This is a genomic window from Pseudomonas sp. IT-P44, from assembly GCF_949768225.1.
In the GTDB taxonomy this organism is placed as follows: Bacteria; Pseudomonadota; Gammaproteobacteria; order Pseudomonadales; family Pseudomonadaceae; genus Aquipseudomonas; species Aquipseudomonas migulae.
Genome location: NZ_CATKQM010000010.1, coordinates 62,795 through 81,192, shown reverse-complemented (window position 1 = coordinate 81,192; position 18,398 = coordinate 62,795). Strand labels below are relative to the sequence as shown.

Genomic DNA, 18,398 nt, shown 5'->3' with positions numbered 1-18,398 from the left:
TTTGGGAACCCCTCGGGGCTGTTGTCAGCCGGCCAAGGTTTGATCGCCGCAATCCCTTGTGGGAGCGGGCTTGCTCGCGAAAGCGGTGTATCAGGCAACATTGAAGTCGTCTGACACTCCGCTTTCGCGAGCAAGCCCGCTCCCACAGGGAACTTCGACGCTATGGTCTCAGCGCCGAAATTACCTCAAATCGATGACGGCTAGCTACAGGACTGCGAACGTGCCTTGTGCTTTTGCGACGAGTTTGTCGCCCTGCATCACGTCGGCTTCGACCACCAGCGTGCGGCGGCCCGGGTGGATCACCCGCGCCGTGCACATCACCTCACCGTCGGAAACGGCGCGGATGTAGTTGATCTTGCACTCGATGGTCGCGCTCTGCTGGTCAAAGCCGTGGGTGCTGGAACAGGCCAGCCCCATGGCAATGTCCACCAGGCTGAACAGGGCCCCGCCGTGCAACTTGCCGCCGCGATTGCGCAGTTCGGGTTCCAGCGCCAGGGCGACTTGCGCCACCCCGGTTTCCAGGCTGTGCAAGCGACAGCCCAGCAGCTTGAAAAACGCGCTTTCGGTCAGCCCGGCCGGGATTTCCATCAGCGTTTCTTCAACTGCTTGGCGTTAGCGAACAACGAAGCCATGGCGTTGTTGGACGGGGCCGCCGCCGTGGTTTCCTTGCGCGGTGCAGTGTTCTGGGACTGGCGCGGTGCCGACCCCGGACGCGCACCACGGGCACCGTCGATTTTCTCGCCCGGGGTGTCGCTCATGCGCATCGACAGACCGACGCGTTTACGCGGGATATCGACTTCCATGACCTTCACTTTCACTACGTCACCGGCCTTCACCGCTTCACGCGGGTCCTTGATGAACTTCTCCGAAAGCGCAGAGATGTGCACCAAACCGTCCTGATGCACGCCGATATCGACGAACGCACCGAAGTTGGTCACGTTGGTCACGACGCCTTCGAGGATCATGCCCAGTTGCAGGTCCTTGAGGTCTTCGACGCCTTCCTGGAACTCGGCGGTCTTGAACTCAGGACGCGGGTCGCGGCCAGGTTTTTCCAGCTCTTGCAGGATGTCGGTGACCGTCGGCAGACCGAAGGTTTCGTCGGTGTACTTCTTCGGATCAAGACGCTTGAGGAAGCTCGCGTCGCCGATCAGCGAGCGAATGTCGCGGTCGGTTTCAGCGGCGATGCGTTGCACCAGCGGATAGGCTTCCGGGTGAACCGCAGACGAATCCAGCGGGTTGTCGCCGTTCATCACGCGTAGGAAACCGGCCGCCTGTTCGAAGGTTTTTTCGCCCAGACGCGCCACTTTCTTCAACGCTGCGCGGGTCTTGAACGCGCCGTGCTCGTCACGGTGGCTGACGATGTTCTGCGCCAGGGTCGCGTTGAGGCCAGAGATACGGGCCAGCAGCGCCACGGAAGCGGTGTTCACGTCGACGCCGACGGCGTTCACGCAGTCCTCGACCACAGCGTCCAGGCCGCGCGCCAGTTTCAGTTGCGACACGTCGTGCTGGTACTGGCCGACGCCGATGGATTTCGGATCGATTTTCACCAGTTCGGCCAGCGGATCCTGCAAGCGACGGGCGATGGACACCGCGCCACGGATCGACACGTCGAGGTCCGGGAATTCCTTGGAGGCCAGTTCCGACGCCGAGTAAACCGATGCACCGGCTTCGGAGACCATGACTTTGGTCATCTTCATGGCTGGGTATTTTTTGATCAGCTCAGCAGCCAGCTTGTCGGTTTCGCGGCTGGCGGTGCCGTTGCCGATGGCGATCAGGTCCACCGAGTGCTTGGCGCACAGGGCCGCGAGAATCGCCAGGGTCTGATCCCACTTGTTGTGCGGCACGTGCGGGTAAACCGTGGCGTGATCCAGCAGCTTGCCAGTGGCATCGACCACGGCGACCTTGCAACCGGTGCGCAGGCCCGGGTCGAGGCCCAGGGTGGCACGCGGGCCGGCCGGAGCCGACAGCAGCAGGTCGTGCAGGTTGTGCGCGAACACGTTGATCGCTTCGGTTTCCGCGCCATCGCGCAGTTCACCCAGCAGGTCGGTTTCGAGGTGGGTGTAGAGCTTGACCTTCCAGGTCCAGCGCACCACTTCGCCCAGCCATTTGTCGGCAGCGCGGTTCTGGTTCTGGATGCCGAACTGCTGACCGATCATGCCTTCGCACGGGTGCATGGTGCCCGGCAGTTCGTCGCCGACTTTCAGCGCGGAGCTGAGAATGCCTTCGTTGCGGCCACGGAAAATCGCCAGCGCGCGGTGCGACGGCATGCTTTTCAGCGGTTCGTCGTGTTCGAAATAGTCGCGGAACTTGGCGCCTTCCTCTTCCTTGCCGGCGATCACGCGGGCACTGAGGGTGGCTTCCTGCTTCAAGTAGTTGCGCAGCTTGTCCAGCAGGCCAGCGTCTTCGGCGAAGCGCTCCATGAGGATGTACTTGGCGCCTTCGAGGGCCGCCTTCACATCGGCCACGCCTTTTTCGGCGTTGATGAAGCGTGCGGCTTCGGTGTCCGGGGTCAGCGAGGGATCGTTGAACAGGCCGTCGGCCAGCTCGCCGAGGCCGGCTTCCAGGGCGATCTGGCCCTTGGTGCGGCGCTTCTGCTTGTACGGCAGGTACAAGTCTTCGAGGCGGGTCTTGGTGTCGGCGAGCTTGATGTCGCGCTCCAGCTGCGGGGTCAGTTTGCCCTGCTCCTGGATGCTGGCGAGGATGCTGATGCGCCGTTCGTCGAGTTCTCGCAGGTAGCGCAGACGCTCCTCCAGATGACGCAACTGGATGTCATCGAGGCTGCCGGTCACTTCTTTCCGGTAACGGGCGATGAAGGGAACGGTAGAGCCTTCATCGAGTAGCGCGACGGCCGCTTCGACCTGTTGTGGGCGTACGCCGAGTTCCTCGGCGATGCGGCTGTTGATGCTGTCCATAAAACCACCTGACAAATTGTGAAAGCAGGCTCGCGGGCGCGGGGATAAAGGCTCGGCGAGTCTGGTTGAGCGGCCTGGCCTGCGCCGCTACCTGGATCAACAGGCATCCCGTTGACCCGTGAAATCGAACAATTACTGCCGTGGCGATGAAAATAAAAAGCCGCCGCGACGGTAACGATCAGACGTTGCCTGACACAAAAGGCCGCGCATTATAACCAGCGTTCTGTCATTCGGGGGCATCACAGGCTGTAGGCACAATGCCCGGATTTCTGGCGGTGAAGGAAAAATCTGCTAACAATGCACACGGTGCGTATAACGGCAGCTACGCCATAATGCGCGCCGAGATCAAAGGAGCATCCAATGAGCAGCACTGCAAACATTGCTGAAGGCGAAAAAATTCTTATCGTTGACGACGATCCGGGGCTCAGCAGCCTGCTGGAACGCTTTTTCGTCAGCAAGGGCTACCGCGCCCGCGCCGTACCGAACACCGAACAAATGGACCGCCTGCTGGCGCGTGAAGTGTTCAACCTGGTCGTCCTCGACCTGATGCTGCCCGGCGAAGACGGTCTGACCGCCTGCCGCCGCCTGCGCGGCGCGAACAATCAGATTCCGATCATCATGCTCACCGCCAAGGGCGACGAGCTGAGCCGCATCAAGGGCCTGGAACTGGGCGCCGACGATTACCTGGCCAAGCCGTTCAACCCGGATGAGCTGATGGCTCGCGTCAAAGCGGTCCTGCGTCGCCAGTCGGCGCCGGTGCCGGGTGCGCCGGGCAGCGAAGACGAAAGCGTGACCTTCGGTGACTACGAACTGTCGCTGGCGACCCGCGAACTGAAACGCGGTGATGAGGTGCACATGCTCACCACCGGTGAGTTCGCGGTACTCAAGGCCCTGGTCATGAACGCGCGTCAGCCACTGACCCGCGACAAGCTGATGAACCTGGCCCGTGGCCGCGAGTGGGATGCCCTGGAGCGTTCCATCGACGTGCAGATTTCCCGTCTGCGCCGGATGATCGAGCCTGATCCGTCCAAGCCGCGTTACATCCAGACTGTCTGGGGCGTGGGCTACGTGTTCGTTCCGGATGGCGCCGCCACCAAGTGATCGGCGATTTGTAGGAGCGGGTCGTGCGGATGATGTTGTCCGCAGACTCGCGATCCGCAATATGCGAGCATCGCTCGCTCCTGCAAGTGTGTAGCGGTTATTCATGAAAACCCCGGTTTGGTTCCCCCAGAGTTTCTTCTCCCGCACCCTGTGGCTGGTGCTGATTGTCGTCCTGTTTTCCAAGGCGCTGACCCTGGTTTATCTGTTGATGAACGAAGACGTGCTGGTGGATCGTCAATACAGCCACGGCGTCGCCCTGACGCTGCGCGCCTATTGGGCGGCCGATGAAAACAATCGCGACAAGATTGCCGAAGCCGCGACCCTGATCCGGGTGGTGGGCACTGGCGTGCCGGAAGGCGAGCAACACTGGCCTTACAGCGAGATTTATCAGCGGCAGATGCAGGCCGAACTCGGCGCCGACACCGAGGTGCGATTACGCATGCACTCGCCGCCGGCGCTGTGGGTCCGGGCGCCGAGCCTGGGCGATGGCTGGCTGAAAGTGCCGCTGTATCCGCATCCTTTGCGCGGCCAGAAAATCTGGAACGTGCTCGGCTGGTTCCTTGCCATTGGCTTGCTGTCCACCGCCTCGGCGTGGATCTTCGTCAGTCAGCTCAATCAACCGTTGAAGCGCCTGGTCTATGCCGCCCGCCAACTTGGCCAGGGCCGCAGCGTACGTTTGCCGATCAGCGACACACCGAGCGAGATGACCGAGGTGTACCGCGCGTTCAACCAGATGGCCGAAGACGTCGAACAGGCTGGCCGCGAGCGTGAGCTGATGCTGGCCGGGGTGTCCCATGACCTGCGAACACCGCTGACTCGTTTGCGCTTGTCACTGGAACTGATGGGTGACCACAGCGACCTGACGGACGACATGGTCCGCGACATCGAGGACATGGACGCGATTCTCGACCAGTTCCTCGCGTTCATCCGCGATGGCCGTGATGAATCGGTGGAAGAGGTGGACTTGAGCGATCTGGTCCGCGAAGTCGCCGCGCCGTTTAACCAGAATGAAGAGAAAGTACGCTTGCGTCTGGAGCCGATTCAGCCGTTTCCGCTGCGTCGCGTGTCCATGAAACGGTTGCTGAACAACCTGATCGGCAATGCGCTGCATCACGCTGGCAGCGGTGTTGAGGTGGCGGCTTATGTGTCCGGGGATGTCAGCGCCCCGTATGTGGTGCTGAGCGTCATGGACCGTGGGGCGGGGATTGATCCGTCGGAGCTGGAGGCGATCTTCAACCCGTTTACCCGTGGGGATCGTGCTCGCGGTGGCAAAGGAACCGGGTTGGGGTTGGCGATCGTGAAGCGGATTGCTTCGATGCATGGCGGGAATGTTGAGTTGCGCAATCGTACTGGCGGTGGGCTGGAAGCGCGGGTTCGGTTACCGCTTGGATTGATGTTGCCTCGGGATGCGGTTTAACAACTGAAATCTTCAGTGGGGCTGATGGCCTCTTCGCGGGCAAGTCGAATCGTCGCACCGCTCGCTCCTACAGTGATCACAAATCCATGTAGGAGCGAGGCTTGCCCGCGAAGGCGGCATCACTGCCGCCACATATTCAGAATCAGCCCTTACCTTTGGTCCGAGTCATATTCGGCCCACCATTCTTCTCAAGATGCTCAATGATGATCCCCGCCACATTCTTCCCGGTGGTGGTTTCAATCCCCTCCAGCCCCGGCGATGAATTCACTTCCATCACCAACGGCCCGTGATTCGAACGCAGAATATCCACACCCGCCACCGCCAGTCCCATCACCTTCGCGGCGCGTAATGCAGTCATGCGTTCTTCCGGCGTGATCTTGATCAGGCTGGCGCTGCCACCGCGATGCAGGTTGGAGCGAAACTCCCCAGGCTTGGCCTGACGCTTCATCGCCGCAATCACCTTGTCGCCGACCACGAAGCAGCGAATGTCCGCACCGCCGGCTTCCTTGATGTATTCCTGAACCATGATGTTCTGCTTGAGGCCCATGAACGCCTCGATCACCGATTCCGCCGCCGTTGCGGTTTCGCACAGCACCACGCCGATGCCCTGGGTGCCTTCCAGCACTTTGATCACCAGCGGCGCGCCGTTGACCATGTCGATCAGGTCGGGAATGTCATCCGGGGAGTGGGCAAACCCGGTGACCGGCAAACCGATCCCGCGGCGCGAGAGCAATTGCAGCGAACGCAGTTTGTCCCGCGAGCGGGCAATGGCCACCGATTCGTTAAGCGGGAACACCCCCATCATTTCAAACTGACGCAGTACCGCGCAGCCATAGAACGTTACCGATGCACCGATCCTCGGGATCACCGCGTCGAAACCTTCCAGCGGCTTGCCGCGGTAGTGGATCTGCGGTTTGTGGCTGGCAATGTTCATGTAGGCGCGCAGGGTGTCGATCACCACCATTTCATGGCCACGCTCGGTACCGGCTTCGACCAGACGACGAGTGGAATACAGACGCGGGTTCCGCGACAGCACAGCGATCTTCATGCAACACCTGTGGAGGAGGTAGATACCGGGAACACCGGCTTGTCTTGTACATACTTAATGCCCGGATTGACCACCAGTTGGCCGTCGATCAGGGCTTTGGAACCGAGTAGCAGGCGATAACGCATGGACTTGCGGCAGGCGAGGGTGAACTCGACGGGCCAGACCCGATCACCGAGGGCCAGGGTGGTGCTGACCACGTAACGCTTCTGCGCCTGGCCGTTGGAGCTCTTGATGGATTTCATCGTCACCAGCGGTGCTTCACAGCGTCGGTGTCGCAACTGCACTACCGTGCCCAGGTGCGCGGTGAAGCGCACCCACTGTTCGCCGTCGCGCTCGAACGGCTCGATGTCAGTGGCATGCAGGCTGGAGGTGCTGGCACCGGTGTCGATTTTTGCCCGCAGGCCCGCAACTCCCAAACCCGGGAGCGCCACCCACTCGCGCAGACCGACAACGGTCAAATGGTCAAATGTCTTCAAAGGTACTCAACCGGTGGATACCGCTGGGGCCGCACGCGGCCGGATTCGCGGTATTCACGCAGAATAATGGTTAAAAGGCGACAGATATCTACAGCCCGGAATTCCACCCCTGCAAGCGAGGTGTGGCGTGCGCATTGTAGTACGGGTCGGTGGAAATCCTGGCACGACAGAAACGGTAGTACAGTTCACCAATATTTCAGAATGAGGAAATTCCATGGCACAAAAAAGCGAAGAGGACGACAAGGTCCGTCTCGATAAGTGGTTGTGGGCCGCGCGTTTTTATAAAACACGTGCCTTGGCGAAAGCGGCGATTGAAAGTGGCAAGGTGCATTGCCGGGGTGAGCGTTGCAAGCCGGGCAAAGAGCCGCGGATCGGCGACGAGTTTCAGATTCGCGCAGGGTTCGAGGAGCGTACGGTGGTGGTCCAGGCGTTATCGATCGTGCGCCGTGGTGCGCCGGAAGCTCAGACCTTGTACGCCGAAACCGAAGCCAGCATCGCCAAGCGCGAAGCGGCTGCGGCGATGCGCAAGGCGGGCTCGCTGGGCGTGAGCACCGACGGCAAGCCGAGCAAGAAGCAGCGGCGGGATCTGTTTAAATTTCGTGGGAGCAGCAACGACGAGTGAGGCTGTTGCTTCTGCGTTGTCTGGGCTGACGTCTTCGCGGGCAAGCCTCGCTCCCACAAGGAATACGCATTTCAATGTGGGAGCGAGCCTGCTCGCGATCGAGTGCGCAGCACTCGCCAGCCATCCCCGGATTCAGGCACTACGCACCACACTTATCCGACCAGCAGTATCCCCCAGACCACCGCATCGAACGAACGCAGACTTGCAATTACCCGAATGCGCAGCCATATCGGGAGAATCGCCACCGGCGAATCGAGTGGATGGAAAGCCACTCGTCGAAAATCACACACAGCCTCTGACCTGTAGGCCATAACCAGAAGGCCAGCAGCACCCGCGGCACGAAATTGCACAGCGCCACCGGCAGACGTTCCACCTTGCTTGGAACAAAACCGGATTGTTCATAAAATGCCTCCCTTGGCTGAACAGTGCGCACCAAAACGGTGCTACAGAGGCGCGATTTTCTCGTTTGTAACCTTTTTATCATTTACTTCAGATACCCAGACCTATGACCGATCTACCGGATACCGACTACACCCAACGCTTCATCTTCGATGACAGCGACACCCGCGGCGAGCTGGTTTCGTTGGAGCGCAGCTACGCCGAGGTCCTTGCCAAACACCCGTATCCGGAGCCGGTCGCGCAACTGCTTGGCGAACTGATGGCCGCCGCGTCGTTGCTGGTCGGCACCTTGAAGTTTGATGGTCTGCTGATTCTTCAGGCGCGGTCCGACGGCCCGATCCCGTTGCTGATGATCGAATGCTCCAGCGAACGTGACATCCGTGGTCTGGCCCGTTACGAGGCCGACCAGATCGCCCCCGACGCCACCCTCGCCGACCTGATGCCCAACGGCGTATTGGCGCTGACCGTCGACCCGACCGTGGGCCAGCGTTATCAGGGCATCGTCGACCTGGATGGCGAAACCCTGTCGGAGTGCTTCACTAACTACTTCGTGATGTCGCAACAGGTGGGCACACGTTTCTGGCTGTACGCCGATGGCCGTCGCGCCCGCGGCCTGTTGCTGCAGCAACTGCCCGCCGACCGCCTGAAAGACGAAGAAGAACGCGCCGCCAGCTGGCAGCACATCACCGCGTTGGGCAGTACCCTGACCGCCGATGAATTGCTCGGTCTGGACAACGAAACCGTGCTCCATCGTCTCTACCACGAAGAGCAAGTCCGGCTGTTCGATGTGCAGAAATTGCGCTTCCGTTGCAGCTGCTCGCGCGAACGTTCTGCCAATGCTCTGGTCAGTTTGGGTCTGGAAGATGCGCAGAGCCTGGTCGTCGAACACGGTGGCAACATCGAGGTCGACTGCCAGTTCTGCAATGAACGTTACCTGTTCGACGCCGCCGATATCGTTCAATTATTCGCCGGTGCGGGCGTCGAGACGCCGTCAGATACCCGTCACTAAAACGGTTCAGCGCAGGTAAATTCACTGGAAAGTGCCGGAATAACGCCGTTACGACGGGAGGGCCCTACTTTTTTTGGGCGTTTCTGGCATAATCCGGCCCACTTTTTTCGCGGTAGTAGTGCACGACTTTCTACTACAAAACGTTTGGAGCACTCGGCCACTGGCCGACGGGGAACCTCATGACGCAAGCCAATAACGCCGTGTACACCGATCTGAGTGTTGATGATCTGGTTAAAGAAGCCCTGAATCGCGGTGAAGGCGAGCTTGCCGATACCGGCGCGCTGGTTGTTCGCACCGGTCACCGTACCGGTCGCTCGCCAGTCGATCGTTTCATCGTTGAAGAGCCGACCACCCAGGCCGCTATCGCCTGGGGCCCGATCAACCGCAAGTTCCCGGCCGACAAGTTCGATGCCCTGTGGGCTCGCGTCGAGGCCTTCAACAACGCGCAAGATCATTTCGTTTCCCACGTGCATGTAGGCGCGGCCGAAGATCACTACCTGGCCGTGAAGATGACCACCCAGACTGCCTGGCAGAACCTGTTCGGTCGTTGCCTGTTCATCAACCCGGCCCAGTACAACCCGGCGGGTCGTGCTGAGTGGCAAGTGCTCAACGTTGCCAACTTCGAGTGCGTGCCAGAGCGTGACGGCACCAACTCCGACGGTTGCGTGATCATCAACTTCGCACAGAAGAAAGTGCTGATCGCCGGCATGCGTTACGCCGGTGAAATGAAGAAAGCCATGTTCTCGGTGCAGAACTTCCTGCTGCCGGCCGCTGACGTACTGCCGATGCACTGCGCCGCCAACATCGGCGAAGCGGGCGACGTGACCCTGTTCTTCGGCCTGTCCGGCACCGGTAAAACCACCCTGTCGGCCGACGAAAGCCGTTACCTGATCGGTGACGACGAACACGGCTGGGGCGAAGGCGTTGTCTTCAACATCGAAGGCGGTTGCTATGCCAAGTGCATCGACCTGTCCGAGAAGAACGAGCCGGTCATCTGGAAAGCCATCAAGCACGGCGCAGTCCTGGAAAACGTCGTGATCGACGACGCCAAGCACGCCGACTACGCCGATGTCAGCCTGACCCAGAACAGCCGCGCCGCCTACCCGCTGGAGCACGTTGCCAAGCGTTCCGAGAAAAACCTCGGTGGCGAGCCAAACGCTGTGATCTTCCTGACCTGCGACCTGACCGGCGTACTGCCACCAGTGTCGATCCTCAGCGAAGAACAAGCGGCCTACCACTTCCTGTCCGGCTACACCGCACTGGTGGGCTCGACCGAAATGGGTTCCGGCAGCGGCATCAAGTCGACCTTCTCCACCTGCTTCGGCGCACCGTTCTTCCCGCGTCCGGCCGGCGAGTACGCAGAACTGCTGATCAAGCGCATCCGCGGCTTCGGCTCCAAGGTTTACCTGGTCAACACCGGCTGGACCGGCGGCGGCTACGGCGTCGGCAAACGCTTCAACATCCCGACTACTCGCGGCGTGATCGCAGCGATCCAGAGCGGCGCGTTGATCGGTGCTGAAACCGAACACCTCGACACCATCAACCTCGACGTGCCACTGGCCGTACCGGGCGTTGAAACTGGCCTGTTGAACCCACGTAACACCTGGGCTGACAAGGCTGCTTACGATGAAGCGGCTAAAGCACTGGCCGGGTTGTTCGTTGAGAACTTCAAGAAGTTCGAAGTGAGCGACGCGATCAAGGCTGCTGGGCCGAAATTGTAAGAGTTGGTTTGATGTAATGAAAAAGCCGCCCTTTGGGGCGGCTTTTTTATACTAGAGAATTTCTAATAAAAGTTTTTTCAATGTCTGTAAGTTTTTTGCTGTTTCTGAAGTGAAGTCGTATAAATCTGGCGAGAGTATCTAAGCTGCAGTTTGAAAGTTTATCTGTAACTAATTTTTCAAGTGTTTGAATAGGAACTCCCATTTCTTCAATGGCAGAAAAATTCGCAGGCAAGTGTCGATTTTCGAACGTAGAGGCAATTGCTGAATAATCAGCTTCTTCGTTTATTTTTTTTGATTTTGCGACAAGATTTACTAAGTCTTGAGTTAGGAATAGTACCTTGGGTAGGGTATACCCATATAAGCTTCTCACAATTTTAAGCTCTTTATCTATTGCCTCCGAGCGAGACTCTCGACTTTGATGATTTTTCTTTATCCATTCCAATTGCTTACGCATATATTTCTGATGCGTACCCGCCAATATATATGAATAAAGTAACCCGCTTAGCATTTGTTTGTCTGTGCTAAGCCCGATGTGTCTCAAAGACTTTGAATAAAGAAGGCAGAGTATGTCAATTATAACGTACATTGCTTTTTGTTCGACGTTTCGCTTGAAGCACATTGTTCTAAGTTCGTTTGTACTCAGCGAGTTGATGGCTTTATAAGCTATTTCAAGATCTAAGGAGTTTATATTACAATGTTTTTTTATGAAATCTCTGCTGAGTAGGCTTGAGTTCATATGTTGATCTAGACGTTCTTTTGAGTCTTCTGTTACATGCTCATTTTGAACGCCTGCGAGCAGATTGAGAGGTGTGCTTGTATCTTGAAGGCCCAAAGGTATATCTACTACTCGAGTTTCTACTTCTTCCTTGGGAATACGCTCCAAGCAAAATACATTTCCAATGAAGTGAACATTCATCCGGCCTGCGCGACCTTTTATATTGTTATGAGTAAAGCGGTCGATTTTATTGTTACCATTACGATTGTCGTAGATGACAACGTTTTTCGCGACTGTATTTACACCCTCGATTATGGTTGAGGTACAAATTAGTATTTTTAGTTTTTGTGTATTAAATAGATCGACGGTACGCTGCTGAATAGCTCGCGGGAGAGCTCCGTGGTGAATTCCAATCCCTTGTTTTAATGATGAAGCATAATCCCAGTCAGGATCGTAGTTTTCATCCACCCAATCAGAATAGTCTGTAGATGTGTCACTTTTCGGTAGTATTTTTAACAGCGCCTTCGCTACTTTTCCAGCTGATTTCGGAGACTTGCAATAGATAATGGTTTGGCCATTGTGTTCTTTTAGGATTTTTAGTAGTTGTGCATTTTTTTCTTCGGTTGAGTCTGGAGCGATATTATACTCAAAGACGTTTAGCGCTACAGTGTTAAACTCCGACGGGATAAAGTAATAGCCTTTTGATATATTTGAAAGCCCTCGAATCTCGTCTATATTTGGGCCAATCATGTAAAATTGCTTTGAATTGGAGATGAGTTTGCTAAGTGCTATATTTAGTGAAGTAACGCGCTCTTCATCATCATTTCTGACCGCTAGCTTATAAAACTCATCAATAATGAATATGTCCACATTCTCAATATCGGTGCGCTCATTTACTCGTTCCTGAGTAAGAATATATATCGAATTTTCTTTATGCTGTTCTTGAGTATTGTGATGGATTATTTGGTATGTTTTTGCGAAACGTTTCGCTATTCGACGCCTGGTTTCGTCAATTAAAGCAATTGTTGGAACTACCAAGACAATTTTATTGAATTTTTTACTCGCAATGAGAGAGTCGACTATCGCACTTTTTCCCATGCTAGTCGGAGCACTCAAAACTACGTTGTGTCCTTGAGTTAGTAAGTTATAAATTTTGAACTGGGCAGCGTGAAAGATAAAATCGGTATCAATATTTGTTTTATATACATCAAGAATGAAGTTTTCTTCGAGTGTGTGTTTGGAGAACTCGCTGTTAAGATAAGGAAATAGCCCTGATTTCCTTACTAAGTCGCGAAGTAGTTGCTCGCAACTTGAGAATCGCCTTTTTTCGGCCAAGGCTCTAATTATAAGTTCTCTACCGTACTTTTCTTGAACAGGGTTGGAAAGGAAAGCATTCGCTTTTTTTAAATAATTAAAAGGGGATAATTCCTTGGTGTTGAAAAGTTCAGGTGCGCTTATAGTTTTCATCGTATGTTTACCAGTAGTTCGTCCTTGATCCTGCTAAGCATTGTGTTGATACATGGTGATGGATACAGATAAATACTGATGTTCAGCTGGTCAAAGTAGGGGTCGAATTTTACAATGCTCGAGAGTAATGTTGAAAAATGCTTCTTAGATTCAAGGGTTATATTGTTCTTGTAGTCTTGCTCTTCGTCTTCGGTTAAATGATCTGAGTTATATCCTAGAAAAATTAAAAATCGGAATCGGTCCGAAATTTCGCTAAAGGGAATACTCGAATCTAAAAGTTTATTGATGTCGTGCTTTATTATGTAGTTATCTTGCTTGACTTCAAGAATCTTTTCTCGGCTTTTGTCGAATCCTTCGGACAAAAGTAGATCTAAGTCGTCGCATATTTTTTTATTGAGTTTGTGATGTCGGTATCGGGGACTAGGCAGCTAAATCCCATCCATAGTTCATCTGGCTTATGAAGGTGCCTTATGATGTGGACATTCTCAAAAAATTTCAGATCTGATGTTCCGTCGATATACAATATTGCTGGTATAGGCTGGCTCTTGGTTTGATGGCGAATAATTGAATGTAATAGAAGTTGGCCTGCAAGACTATCGATGTTTTCGCAGTTTTGCTCTATTCGACTTGCAAGTGATACAAATTTCGCATCAAGATTCAGCCCATTTATGTCCGCCAGCTCATTTGGTCTTAATAATATTTCTGGGAGCCATACCTTGAATTTTTCCGCAATATAACTATATCGATATTTGCCCCGCTGGTAGCCTTGGTAATATCCGTTGCCAAGTTTTTTGGTCTCTTGGAGATCGTTTAATTTAACAAGTTCAAGCAGTATCGGTGAAAGATCTTCCGTGCGATATATTTTTTTATGAAGGTGTGATTTATTATTGATATTATTTATTTCGTTATGGAACCATTCAAGAAAATCTTCACGAAGATACGATTTGTCAGTCGCTGTATTTATTTTTCTTGAAATTGCACTCTTCTTTGTTACTGTACAAAGTATGTCATTAAGAATGCTGCTTACGTCTGATTCGGGGTTTAAATAAATTCCTTCGTCAATAGATGCTTTGTTAATAGCGCTTTCTGCTTCCAGTTGGATTTCATGAAGTGAAGGAATTACTTCCCATACCGCATTGTCTACCCAGTATTCAGCATTGTTTCCATTTGGTGATGTGAAAGTGCCTAATTTTTTAGAGAAGGAGTTTATTAGTTTTTCTCGGCCTTCTTTATCTGCCCTTTTATGAGGAAGGATAGTAAGATATATCAAGCCTGCATTGACTGCTCTAGGAGTAAGAATTCTAAAGCGCGCAGGAATTGTAGGGGTGTTATCGCCCCCCAAAGATTTATGCAGTATTGAATCCTGTGGCTTTGGAGTTCCTCTGCTACTACCTTTTTTTAGTGGAGTGGTTTCGTAGAATTCAGTAATTGTCCATTTAGAGTCTTTATCGGTAGTTTTAACTTGTACGTATTCGATGTACTCATCATAGACTAGGTCTATATCATCTGTTACTTCGAATCTTACTGCTTTTAGCCTTTTATCTCTGAGCATTTTTAGCAGATAAAGCGCTGCCGCGTAATCTTGGTATAAAAAGCCTGATTTTGCTCCAACTCCACCGGAGTCGCTCGCTGTCATTTGGTTGGACGATGACATATTTTTGCCTTTAGGTTGCGACTATAGTTAATGCTGTATCGGTATTTTTTATATTAACTATCAGTAGTTTCAAGCGGCCTATATTTTCAGTATATGGACCTGAAATTACCGGGTTATGCTTCAAGCTGTCGCGGATGTCCACATCATTTCCTTCCTTGGTTATAGCTAGTGAATCGCTCATGCTGCTCGCATGATTTTCGAATGAAGATAATTGGCAGAATAGACTGCATAAAGGCAAGTTGCCAGCATTGAGCTAATTTTTATGCTAGGACTTTAGTCGCAAAAGATGGATGCACTCGCGCCATAAGAGGTCCAGGGGTTTAGCGAAATTTCAAGGGGGCACCTTGGATATCAACCATTTGAACGTGCCTACAAGAAAAATTTTCAGTTTTGGTTGGGCATAACTAGGAAAAAATAGCGCCGGACTAAATGCTTCCATTCGGGGGGCGAGGGTGGCGGCATTTTTACCAGTTTTTGGTGTGGTGGGAGAATGCTAAAGGAGCTTCCGACTGGAAGTAGCGATAGGGGTCGTAGGTGTCGGCGAGCGGTTCTGCAGCGTTAGCACCATGCTCATGCGAATATTTTGCTCGTTATGTGTTGGGCTCGGTCTTCTTTTTCCTCACCAATAGCTCGGATAACGAGTGGGTATTGATGGGAAAGGATTGAATGATGCTCGTGCTCAGACTCGGCTTTCTAATGACGCACTCTGTCCTCGAGCCAGTTGGTTCGCTTGCTTTAGTGGCGCTCAAATTCAGTTTACGCCCGGTTTTTTTAGCCTTTGGACTCGAGGTGCGGGTTAGTTGAGCGTCCTGCAGTTGACGTCCCATGTCATCAGTAGAGCCGACCTTGTTCAAGTCCTGCTCCAGACCTAATACATGCATCACGGACAGATAAGCACCCATCGTCACTCCCGCACCACCACACTCGAGAGAGCGCAATGTCATGACTGACATCCCGGCCCGCTCAGCCACTTGTTTAGCCGTAAGCCGTCTACGCAAACGAGCCAGTTTGAGGCGTTCACCGAGGTCGGTAAGCAGTCGTGCAATACGCGGAAGAAGTGGCGCTGTTTTTCTAGCCATGGAGCCAATATTCCTTCACTTTTGAGGTGCTATCGCCAGAATAATTGCAGATATGCGAGGCGTTACAGGCACGGCATGTGCTCTATTGGTTTCCCAGTTCCTGCGTATCCCAGCGTTGCGCTTTGATCGCGCGGTAAAGCATTCCGATAGTCAACGGGACCTTGTCGCCGCGACCCTTTGCTCTGCGTTTCAAGAACACATCAAACCCTTCCGGCTGAAAGTAGCGATAGGCATCGTAGTCCACGAAGTCGACCCCGAACTGTTCTTCCAGCGCCTCCATCAAATGCCGGGCGTCAGCGCCGTCGCAGCCTAGGTCGAAGTTGATCGAGGTGGTGAGGCTGATGGTTTTGCGTTCGGGCAGACCAAGTTCTTCGTGCAGCAGCTGCATGAGCAGGTGCATGGCGTGATCGTCGGGGAAGTTGGGGGCGAGGTTCATTGCGGGGACGTCCGATTCGGCTTGGGCGGATCTTATTGGTCGTCAGGCTCGCTGGGAAGAACGGGAGCAAACTGTTGCAGTTTGTCTTGTCGGTATTTTGCGAGTGCTTCTTCTCGTGTCAGAAGCGGCTTGGTGAGATCTGCCGGTGAGGTGTCGAAGCCTGCCAGACGCAGGCTCGCCAGGTAGTTTGAGCGGCGGACTTTTTCGTAGTGCGCTTGTTTTTGATTAAAGGTTAATTCACTCATCACCATCGTCAGTGCATCAACGTTGTACTCCCGGGAAGGCTGACGTTCGCCCCGTAGGATCTCGTTCGTCTGTTGCACACTTTCCATCAGCTCATCAAACAATTTGCTCATGGTTATCTCCGGTGTTCGATGGCGGCATTCAGCGCGGTTTGACCGTTCTCACGCAGAGCATGAGAACGATCTGTTCACTCGACGTCAGGCAGGGGCTTTCCAGCCCATCATGCGTTGTTGGGCGACTTTGAGCAGGTCGCAGCCGTCCTGGGTCAGAAGGTAGAGCGCGTGGGTGATGTGGGGGATGTCTTCTAGATCGCCTTGCTCGAAGGTTTGGCAATGCAGGGTTCGGAGCAACTCACTGGAGGCTCGGATGCGCTGGAGGGCGGCTTCGAGGATGTCTTGCGGGTTGGCTTCTGTGTCGATAATCAGGGGTGGGGAATCGGTGAGGTTGGTTTGGAGTGGGCGGTAGCGATCGGTGAGCGGGTTCCAGGTATTCATTTGAATTTTCTCTTTTATGTAGCTGAAGACCCGCCACTATCGTGACCAAACGATGGGTGGCGGACTGTGTTCAGGTTGGTCAACCAGGGAGAGAAAACCCGGGTACGCAGAAGCGTCCCAAACACAGCCGCCATAAAGCGTGCCGACACAAAAGAAGTCGGCAGCATACAAGGGCATGCATAAGTTTTCTCTCAAATTCAGGTGACCAAACCTGAGTCGCTGAATTGGCAGCGACGGTCCGACTATAGGTGCGAGCCACCGGTTGGCGATAGGCGACAAGGTGTCTTGTGTTGTAGGACCGGGATGAAGCTTTGATAGGGCGTTGCCTACGGAGTTATCTCCAGCTGAAGTTTTTAGTCAGGTTCACCGCGTTATCGTTCTTCGCGGGCAAGCCTCGCTCCTACAGAGGGGCTGGGGGCATTAGCCGGCGGTGAGCTTTGGGAGGCGTTGGCGGGCGATGTCGAGGAGTTCGTTGCCGTCCTGGGTCAGCAGGTAGAGGGCGTTGACGATGTTGGGGATGTCGCTTGCATCTGCTTGTTTGAAGCACAGGCAATACAGGGTTTCGAGCAGGTCGCTGGCGGCGTGGATGCGTTGGCGGGCGGCGTCGAGGATTTCGTGTGGGTCGGCCTCGGTGTCGATGACCAGGACCGGGGTGTCGCTGTAGCTGCTTTTGAGGGGGCGGTAGCGGTCTTGCATCGGGGGCAGTCCTTTGGGAAGTCGAGCAGGCCGACACACTGTTTCAGCCGCGCCGAAAACTATGAAGGGGACGGCGGGCTGCGGCAATACAGCCGCAATCGACAGAATGTGTAGGGGATTTACTGGTCTTCGGGCATTGGCCCTACGTGATTCCCGAGGTTTTTTTCACCGAAACCCCTACTGGTGAAATTTCCTACGTGTTTATCAGGCGCGACGCAGTAAACCTCTGTATGGTGCGCGCCAGAATCTGTAGGGCATTTCGAAAATGCCTGGTTAGGCACTTAAAGGGAATTAGGTATGCAGTGGCTACGTATGGCCTCGGTTTTGTTGTTGTGGGCGGGTGTTTGTCGTTTGACGGGCGCGGCCGACGCTGGCAGTTCGATGATGCTGGCCAACATGGCCCGCACCGGTTGGCCGGATGCCCTCACCACGCAGGCGAACATGGACACCGCGTCCCGTGCGGAGGTGTTGATGTTCGGCAAGGCGTTGCTGGCCAGCGAATCGCTGGACGAACAGGGGCTGAAACAGCGTCTGGGCGTGCAGGCATTGAAGCTCAAGTCTGTGCGACAAGTGCGTGACGGGTTGTGGGATCGGTTGCTGACCACCTACCGCAACGCCAGTCAGAACTGCGACGGCGAACCGTTCTGCCCGCGTGTACGAAGCGTCGCTGATTTGCGTCAGTTGGCGGCGGCGTTCACCGGCGAAATCAGCCCGGCCCATGCGGTGTGGGCGAGCAAGAGCCAGGTGTTTCATGAGCAGATGTTGAATGAACAGCTGCGGGTGGCGGTGTTGGTGCCCTGAGCTCGTCAGTGTTTTTGTGGTGATCTTGCTGGCCTCTTCGTCGGAACGCCGCCCGGAGCAAGCCCGCTCCCACAGGGGACTTGGGTCGTACACAAAATCCGGGTTCAC

Annotated in this window: 18 protein-coding genes and 1 pseudogene; 6 read left to right on the top strand and 13 right to left on the bottom strand. The window is 54.6% G+C overall.

Annotated features, from left to right (window positions below; genetic code table 11):
- Nucleotides 1-204: 204 nt before the first annotated feature.
- Both ACM6IO_RS05620 and ACM6IO_RS05615 read right to left on the bottom strand, forming a co-directional pair.
- Nucleotides 205-588, bottom strand: coding sequence for a PaaI family thioesterase (locus tag ACM6IO_RS05620; protein ID WP_008019061.1), 384 nt, complete (start codon nt 586-588; stop codon nt 205-207).
- A complete protein-coding gene (locus ACM6IO_RS05615; protein ID WP_414911111.1) occupies nt 588-2,912 on the bottom strand; it encodes a Tex family protein in 2,325 nt (774 codons plus the stop codon). The genes ACM6IO_RS05620 and ACM6IO_RS05615 overlap by 1 nt, the downstream gene beginning before the upstream one ends.
- Before the next feature lie 360 nt (nt 2,913-3,272).
- Between ACM6IO_RS05615 and ompR the strand changes: the two genes are divergently transcribed.
- Nucleotides 3,273-4,013 (top strand): two-component system response regulator OmpR, encoded by a 741-nt coding sequence (ompR, locus tag ACM6IO_RS05610; RefSeq protein ID WP_008032260.1) that lies wholly within the window; start codon nt 3,273-3,275, stop codon nt 4,011-4,013.
- A 103-nt stretch (nt 4,014-4,116) separates the two neighbouring features.
- Nucleotides 4,117-5,430 carry an ATP-binding protein gene (locus ACM6IO_RS05605; RefSeq protein WP_192226739.1) on the top strand — a complete coding sequence of 438 codons (1,314 nt, stop codon included), beginning with the start codon at nt 4,117-4,119 and terminating at the stop codon, nt 5,428-5,430.
- 142 nt (nt 5,431-5,572) lie between these two features.
- On the opposite strand, the gene rimK is transcribed toward ACM6IO_RS05605, so the two are convergent.
- On the bottom strand, nt 5,573-6,478 hold the full coding sequence (rimK, locus tag ACM6IO_RS05600; protein WP_007949201.1) for a 30S ribosomal protein S6--L-glutamate ligase: 906 nt from the start codon (nt 6,476-6,478) through the stop codon (nt 5,573-5,575).
- Nucleotides 6,475-6,921, bottom strand: coding sequence for an ATP-dependent zinc protease (locus ACM6IO_RS05595; protein ID WP_177318178.1), 447 nt, complete (start codon nt 6,919-6,921; stop codon nt 6,475-6,477). Before ACM6IO_RS05595 ends, rimK begins: the two co-directional genes overlap by 4 nt.
- Before the next feature lie 247 nt (nt 6,922-7,168).
- Between ACM6IO_RS05595 and ACM6IO_RS05590 the strand changes: the two genes are divergently transcribed.
- The gene (locus tag ACM6IO_RS05590) at nt 7,169-7,576 is read left to right on the top strand and encodes an RNA-binding S4 domain-containing protein (RefSeq protein ID WP_008025063.1); all 408 of its coding nucleotides are present in this window, start codon (nt 7,169-7,171) and stop codon (nt 7,574-7,576) included.
- A 161-nt stretch (nt 7,577-7,737) separates the two neighbouring features.
- Here the strand turns inward: ACM6IO_RS05590 and ACM6IO_RS05585 are convergent.
- Nucleotides 7,738-7,978, bottom strand: a pseudogene (locus ACM6IO_RS05585) (phosphoesterase); the annotation flags it as partial.
- Between the two features lie 103 nt (nt 7,979-8,081).
- Here ACM6IO_RS05585 and hslO point away from each other — a divergent pair.
- Nucleotides 8,082-8,984: an Hsp33 family molecular chaperone HslO gene (gene hslO, locus ACM6IO_RS05580; RefSeq protein WP_414911110.1), complete on the top strand. Its 903-nt coding sequence runs from the start codon at nt 8,082-8,084 to the stop codon at nt 8,982-8,984.
- Nucleotides 8,985-9,163: 179 nt separating this feature from the next.
- Nucleotides 9,164-10,705: a phosphoenolpyruvate carboxykinase gene (locus ACM6IO_RS05575; RefSeq protein WP_008025058.1), complete on the top strand. Its 1,542-nt coding sequence runs from the start codon at nt 9,164-9,166 to the stop codon at nt 10,703-10,705.
- A gap of 46 nt (nt 10,706-10,751) precedes the next feature.
- On the opposite strand, the gene ACM6IO_RS05570 is transcribed toward ACM6IO_RS05575, so the two are convergent.
- From ACM6IO_RS05570 to ACM6IO_RS05535, 8 genes are all read right to left on the bottom strand, one after another.
- Nucleotides 10,752-12,887 (bottom strand): DEAD/DEAH box helicase, encoded by a 2,136-nt coding sequence (locus tag ACM6IO_RS05570; protein ID WP_414911109.1) that lies wholly within the window; start codon nt 12,885-12,887, stop codon nt 10,752-10,754.
- The gene (locus ACM6IO_RS05565; RefSeq protein WP_414911108.1) at nt 12,884-13,249 is read right to left on the bottom strand and encodes a Hachiman antiphage defense system protein HamA; all 366 of its coding nucleotides are present in this window, start codon (nt 13,247-13,249) and stop codon (nt 12,884-12,886) included. The genes ACM6IO_RS05570 and ACM6IO_RS05565 overlap by 4 nt, the downstream gene beginning before the upstream one ends.
- Before the next feature lie 8 nt (nt 13,250-13,257).
- Nucleotides 13,258-14,541 carry a dsDNA nuclease domain-containing protein gene (locus ACM6IO_RS05560; RefSeq protein WP_414911107.1) on the bottom strand — a complete coding sequence of 428 codons (1,284 nt, stop codon included), beginning with the start codon at nt 14,539-14,541 and terminating at the stop codon, nt 13,258-13,260.
- A gap of 590 nt (nt 14,542-15,131) precedes the next feature.
- Nucleotides 15,132-15,620, bottom strand: a complete 489-nt coding sequence (locus tag ACM6IO_RS05555) for a helix-turn-helix domain-containing protein (protein ID WP_414911106.1) — start codon at nt 15,618-15,620, stop codon at nt 15,132-15,134.
- 82 nt (nt 15,621-15,702) lie between these two features.
- Nucleotides 15,703-16,056 carry a DUF1493 family protein gene (locus ACM6IO_RS05550; protein WP_414911105.1) on the bottom strand — a complete coding sequence of 118 codons (354 nt, stop codon included), beginning with the start codon at nt 16,054-16,056 and terminating at the stop codon, nt 15,703-15,705.
- A gap of 32 nt (nt 16,057-16,088) precedes the next feature.
- A complete protein-coding gene (locus ACM6IO_RS05545; RefSeq protein ID WP_414911104.1) occupies nt 16,089-16,412 on the bottom strand; it encodes a YhfG family protein in 324 nt (107 codons plus the stop codon).
- An 84-nt stretch (nt 16,413-16,496) separates the two neighbouring features.
- Entirely contained in the window at nt 16,497-16,793 is a 297-nt protein-coding gene (locus ACM6IO_RS05540; RefSeq protein ID WP_414911103.1) for a hypothetical protein, read from the bottom strand.
- A gap of 420 nt (nt 16,794-17,213) precedes the next feature.
- Entirely contained in the window at nt 17,214-17,489 is a 276-nt protein-coding gene (locus tag ACM6IO_RS05535; RefSeq protein ID WP_008025051.1) for a hypothetical protein, read from the bottom strand.
- Between the two features lie 297 nt (nt 17,490-17,786).
- Here ACM6IO_RS05535 and ACM6IO_RS05530 point away from each other — a divergent pair, with 297 nt between their 5' ends.
- Entirely contained in the window at nt 17,787-18,290 is a 504-nt protein-coding gene (locus ACM6IO_RS05530) for a hypothetical protein (protein WP_008040133.1), read from the top strand.
- Nucleotides 18,291-18,398: the final 108 nt, after the last annotated feature.

Bases quoted from the DNA above. Each gene is read 5' to 3' on its own strand.
- rimK (WP_007949201.1), bottom strand. From the start codon at position 6,478: ATGAAGATCGCTGTGCTGTCGCGGAACCCGCGTCTGTATTCCACTCGT.
- ACM6IO_RS05530 (WP_008040133.1), top strand. From the start codon at position 17,787: ATGCAGTGGCTACGTATGGCCTCGGTTTTGTTGTTGTGGGCGGGTGTT.
- ACM6IO_RS05545 (WP_414911104.1), bottom strand. From the start codon at position 16,412: ATGAGCAAATTGTTTGATGAGCTGATGGAAAGTGTGCAACAGACGAAC.
- ompR (WP_008032260.1), top strand. From the start codon at position 3,273: ATGAGCAGCACTGCAAACATTGCTGAAGGCGAAAAAATTCTTATCGTT.
- ACM6IO_RS05615 (WP_414911111.1), bottom strand. From the start codon at position 2,912: ATGGACAGCATCAACAGCCGCATCGCCGAGGAACTCGGCGTACGCCCA.
- ACM6IO_RS05570 (WP_414911109.1), bottom strand. From the start codon at position 12,887: ATGAAAACTATAAGCGCACCTGAACTTTTCAACACCAAGGAATTATCC.
- ACM6IO_RS05560 (WP_414911107.1), bottom strand. From the start codon at position 14,541: ATGTCATCGTCCAACCAAATGACAGCGAGCGACTCCGGTGGAGTTGGA.
- ACM6IO_RS05535 (WP_008025051.1), bottom strand. From the start codon at position 17,489: ATGCAAGACCGCTACCGCCCCCTCAAAAGCAGCTACAGCGACACCCCG.
- hslO (WP_414911110.1), top strand. From the start codon at position 8,082: ATGACCGATCTACCGGATACCGACTACACCCAACGCTTCATCTTCGAT.
- ACM6IO_RS05540 (WP_414911103.1), bottom strand. From the start codon at position 16,793: ATGAATACCTGGAACCCGCTCACCGATCGCTACCGCCCACTCCAAACC.
- ACM6IO_RS05620 (WP_008019061.1), bottom strand. From the start codon at position 588: ATGGAAATCCCGGCCGGGCTGACCGAAAGCGCGTTTTTCAAGCTGCTG.
- ACM6IO_RS05605 (WP_192226739.1), top strand. From the start codon at position 4,117: ATGAAAACCCCGGTTTGGTTCCCCCAGAGTTTCTTCTCCCGCACCCTG.
- ACM6IO_RS05555 (WP_414911106.1), bottom strand. From the start codon at position 15,620: ATGGCTAGAAAAACAGCGCCACTTCTTCCGCGTATTGCACGACTGCTT.
- ACM6IO_RS05590 (WP_008025063.1), top strand. From the start codon at position 7,169: ATGGCACAAAAAAGCGAAGAGGACGACAAGGTCCGTCTCGATAAGTGG.
- ACM6IO_RS05575 (WP_008025058.1), top strand. From the start codon at position 9,164: ATGACGCAAGCCAATAACGCCGTGTACACCGATCTGAGTGTTGATGAT.
- ACM6IO_RS05550 (WP_414911105.1), bottom strand. From the start codon at position 16,056: ATGAACCTCGCCCCCAACTTCCCCGACGATCACGCCATGCACCTGCTC.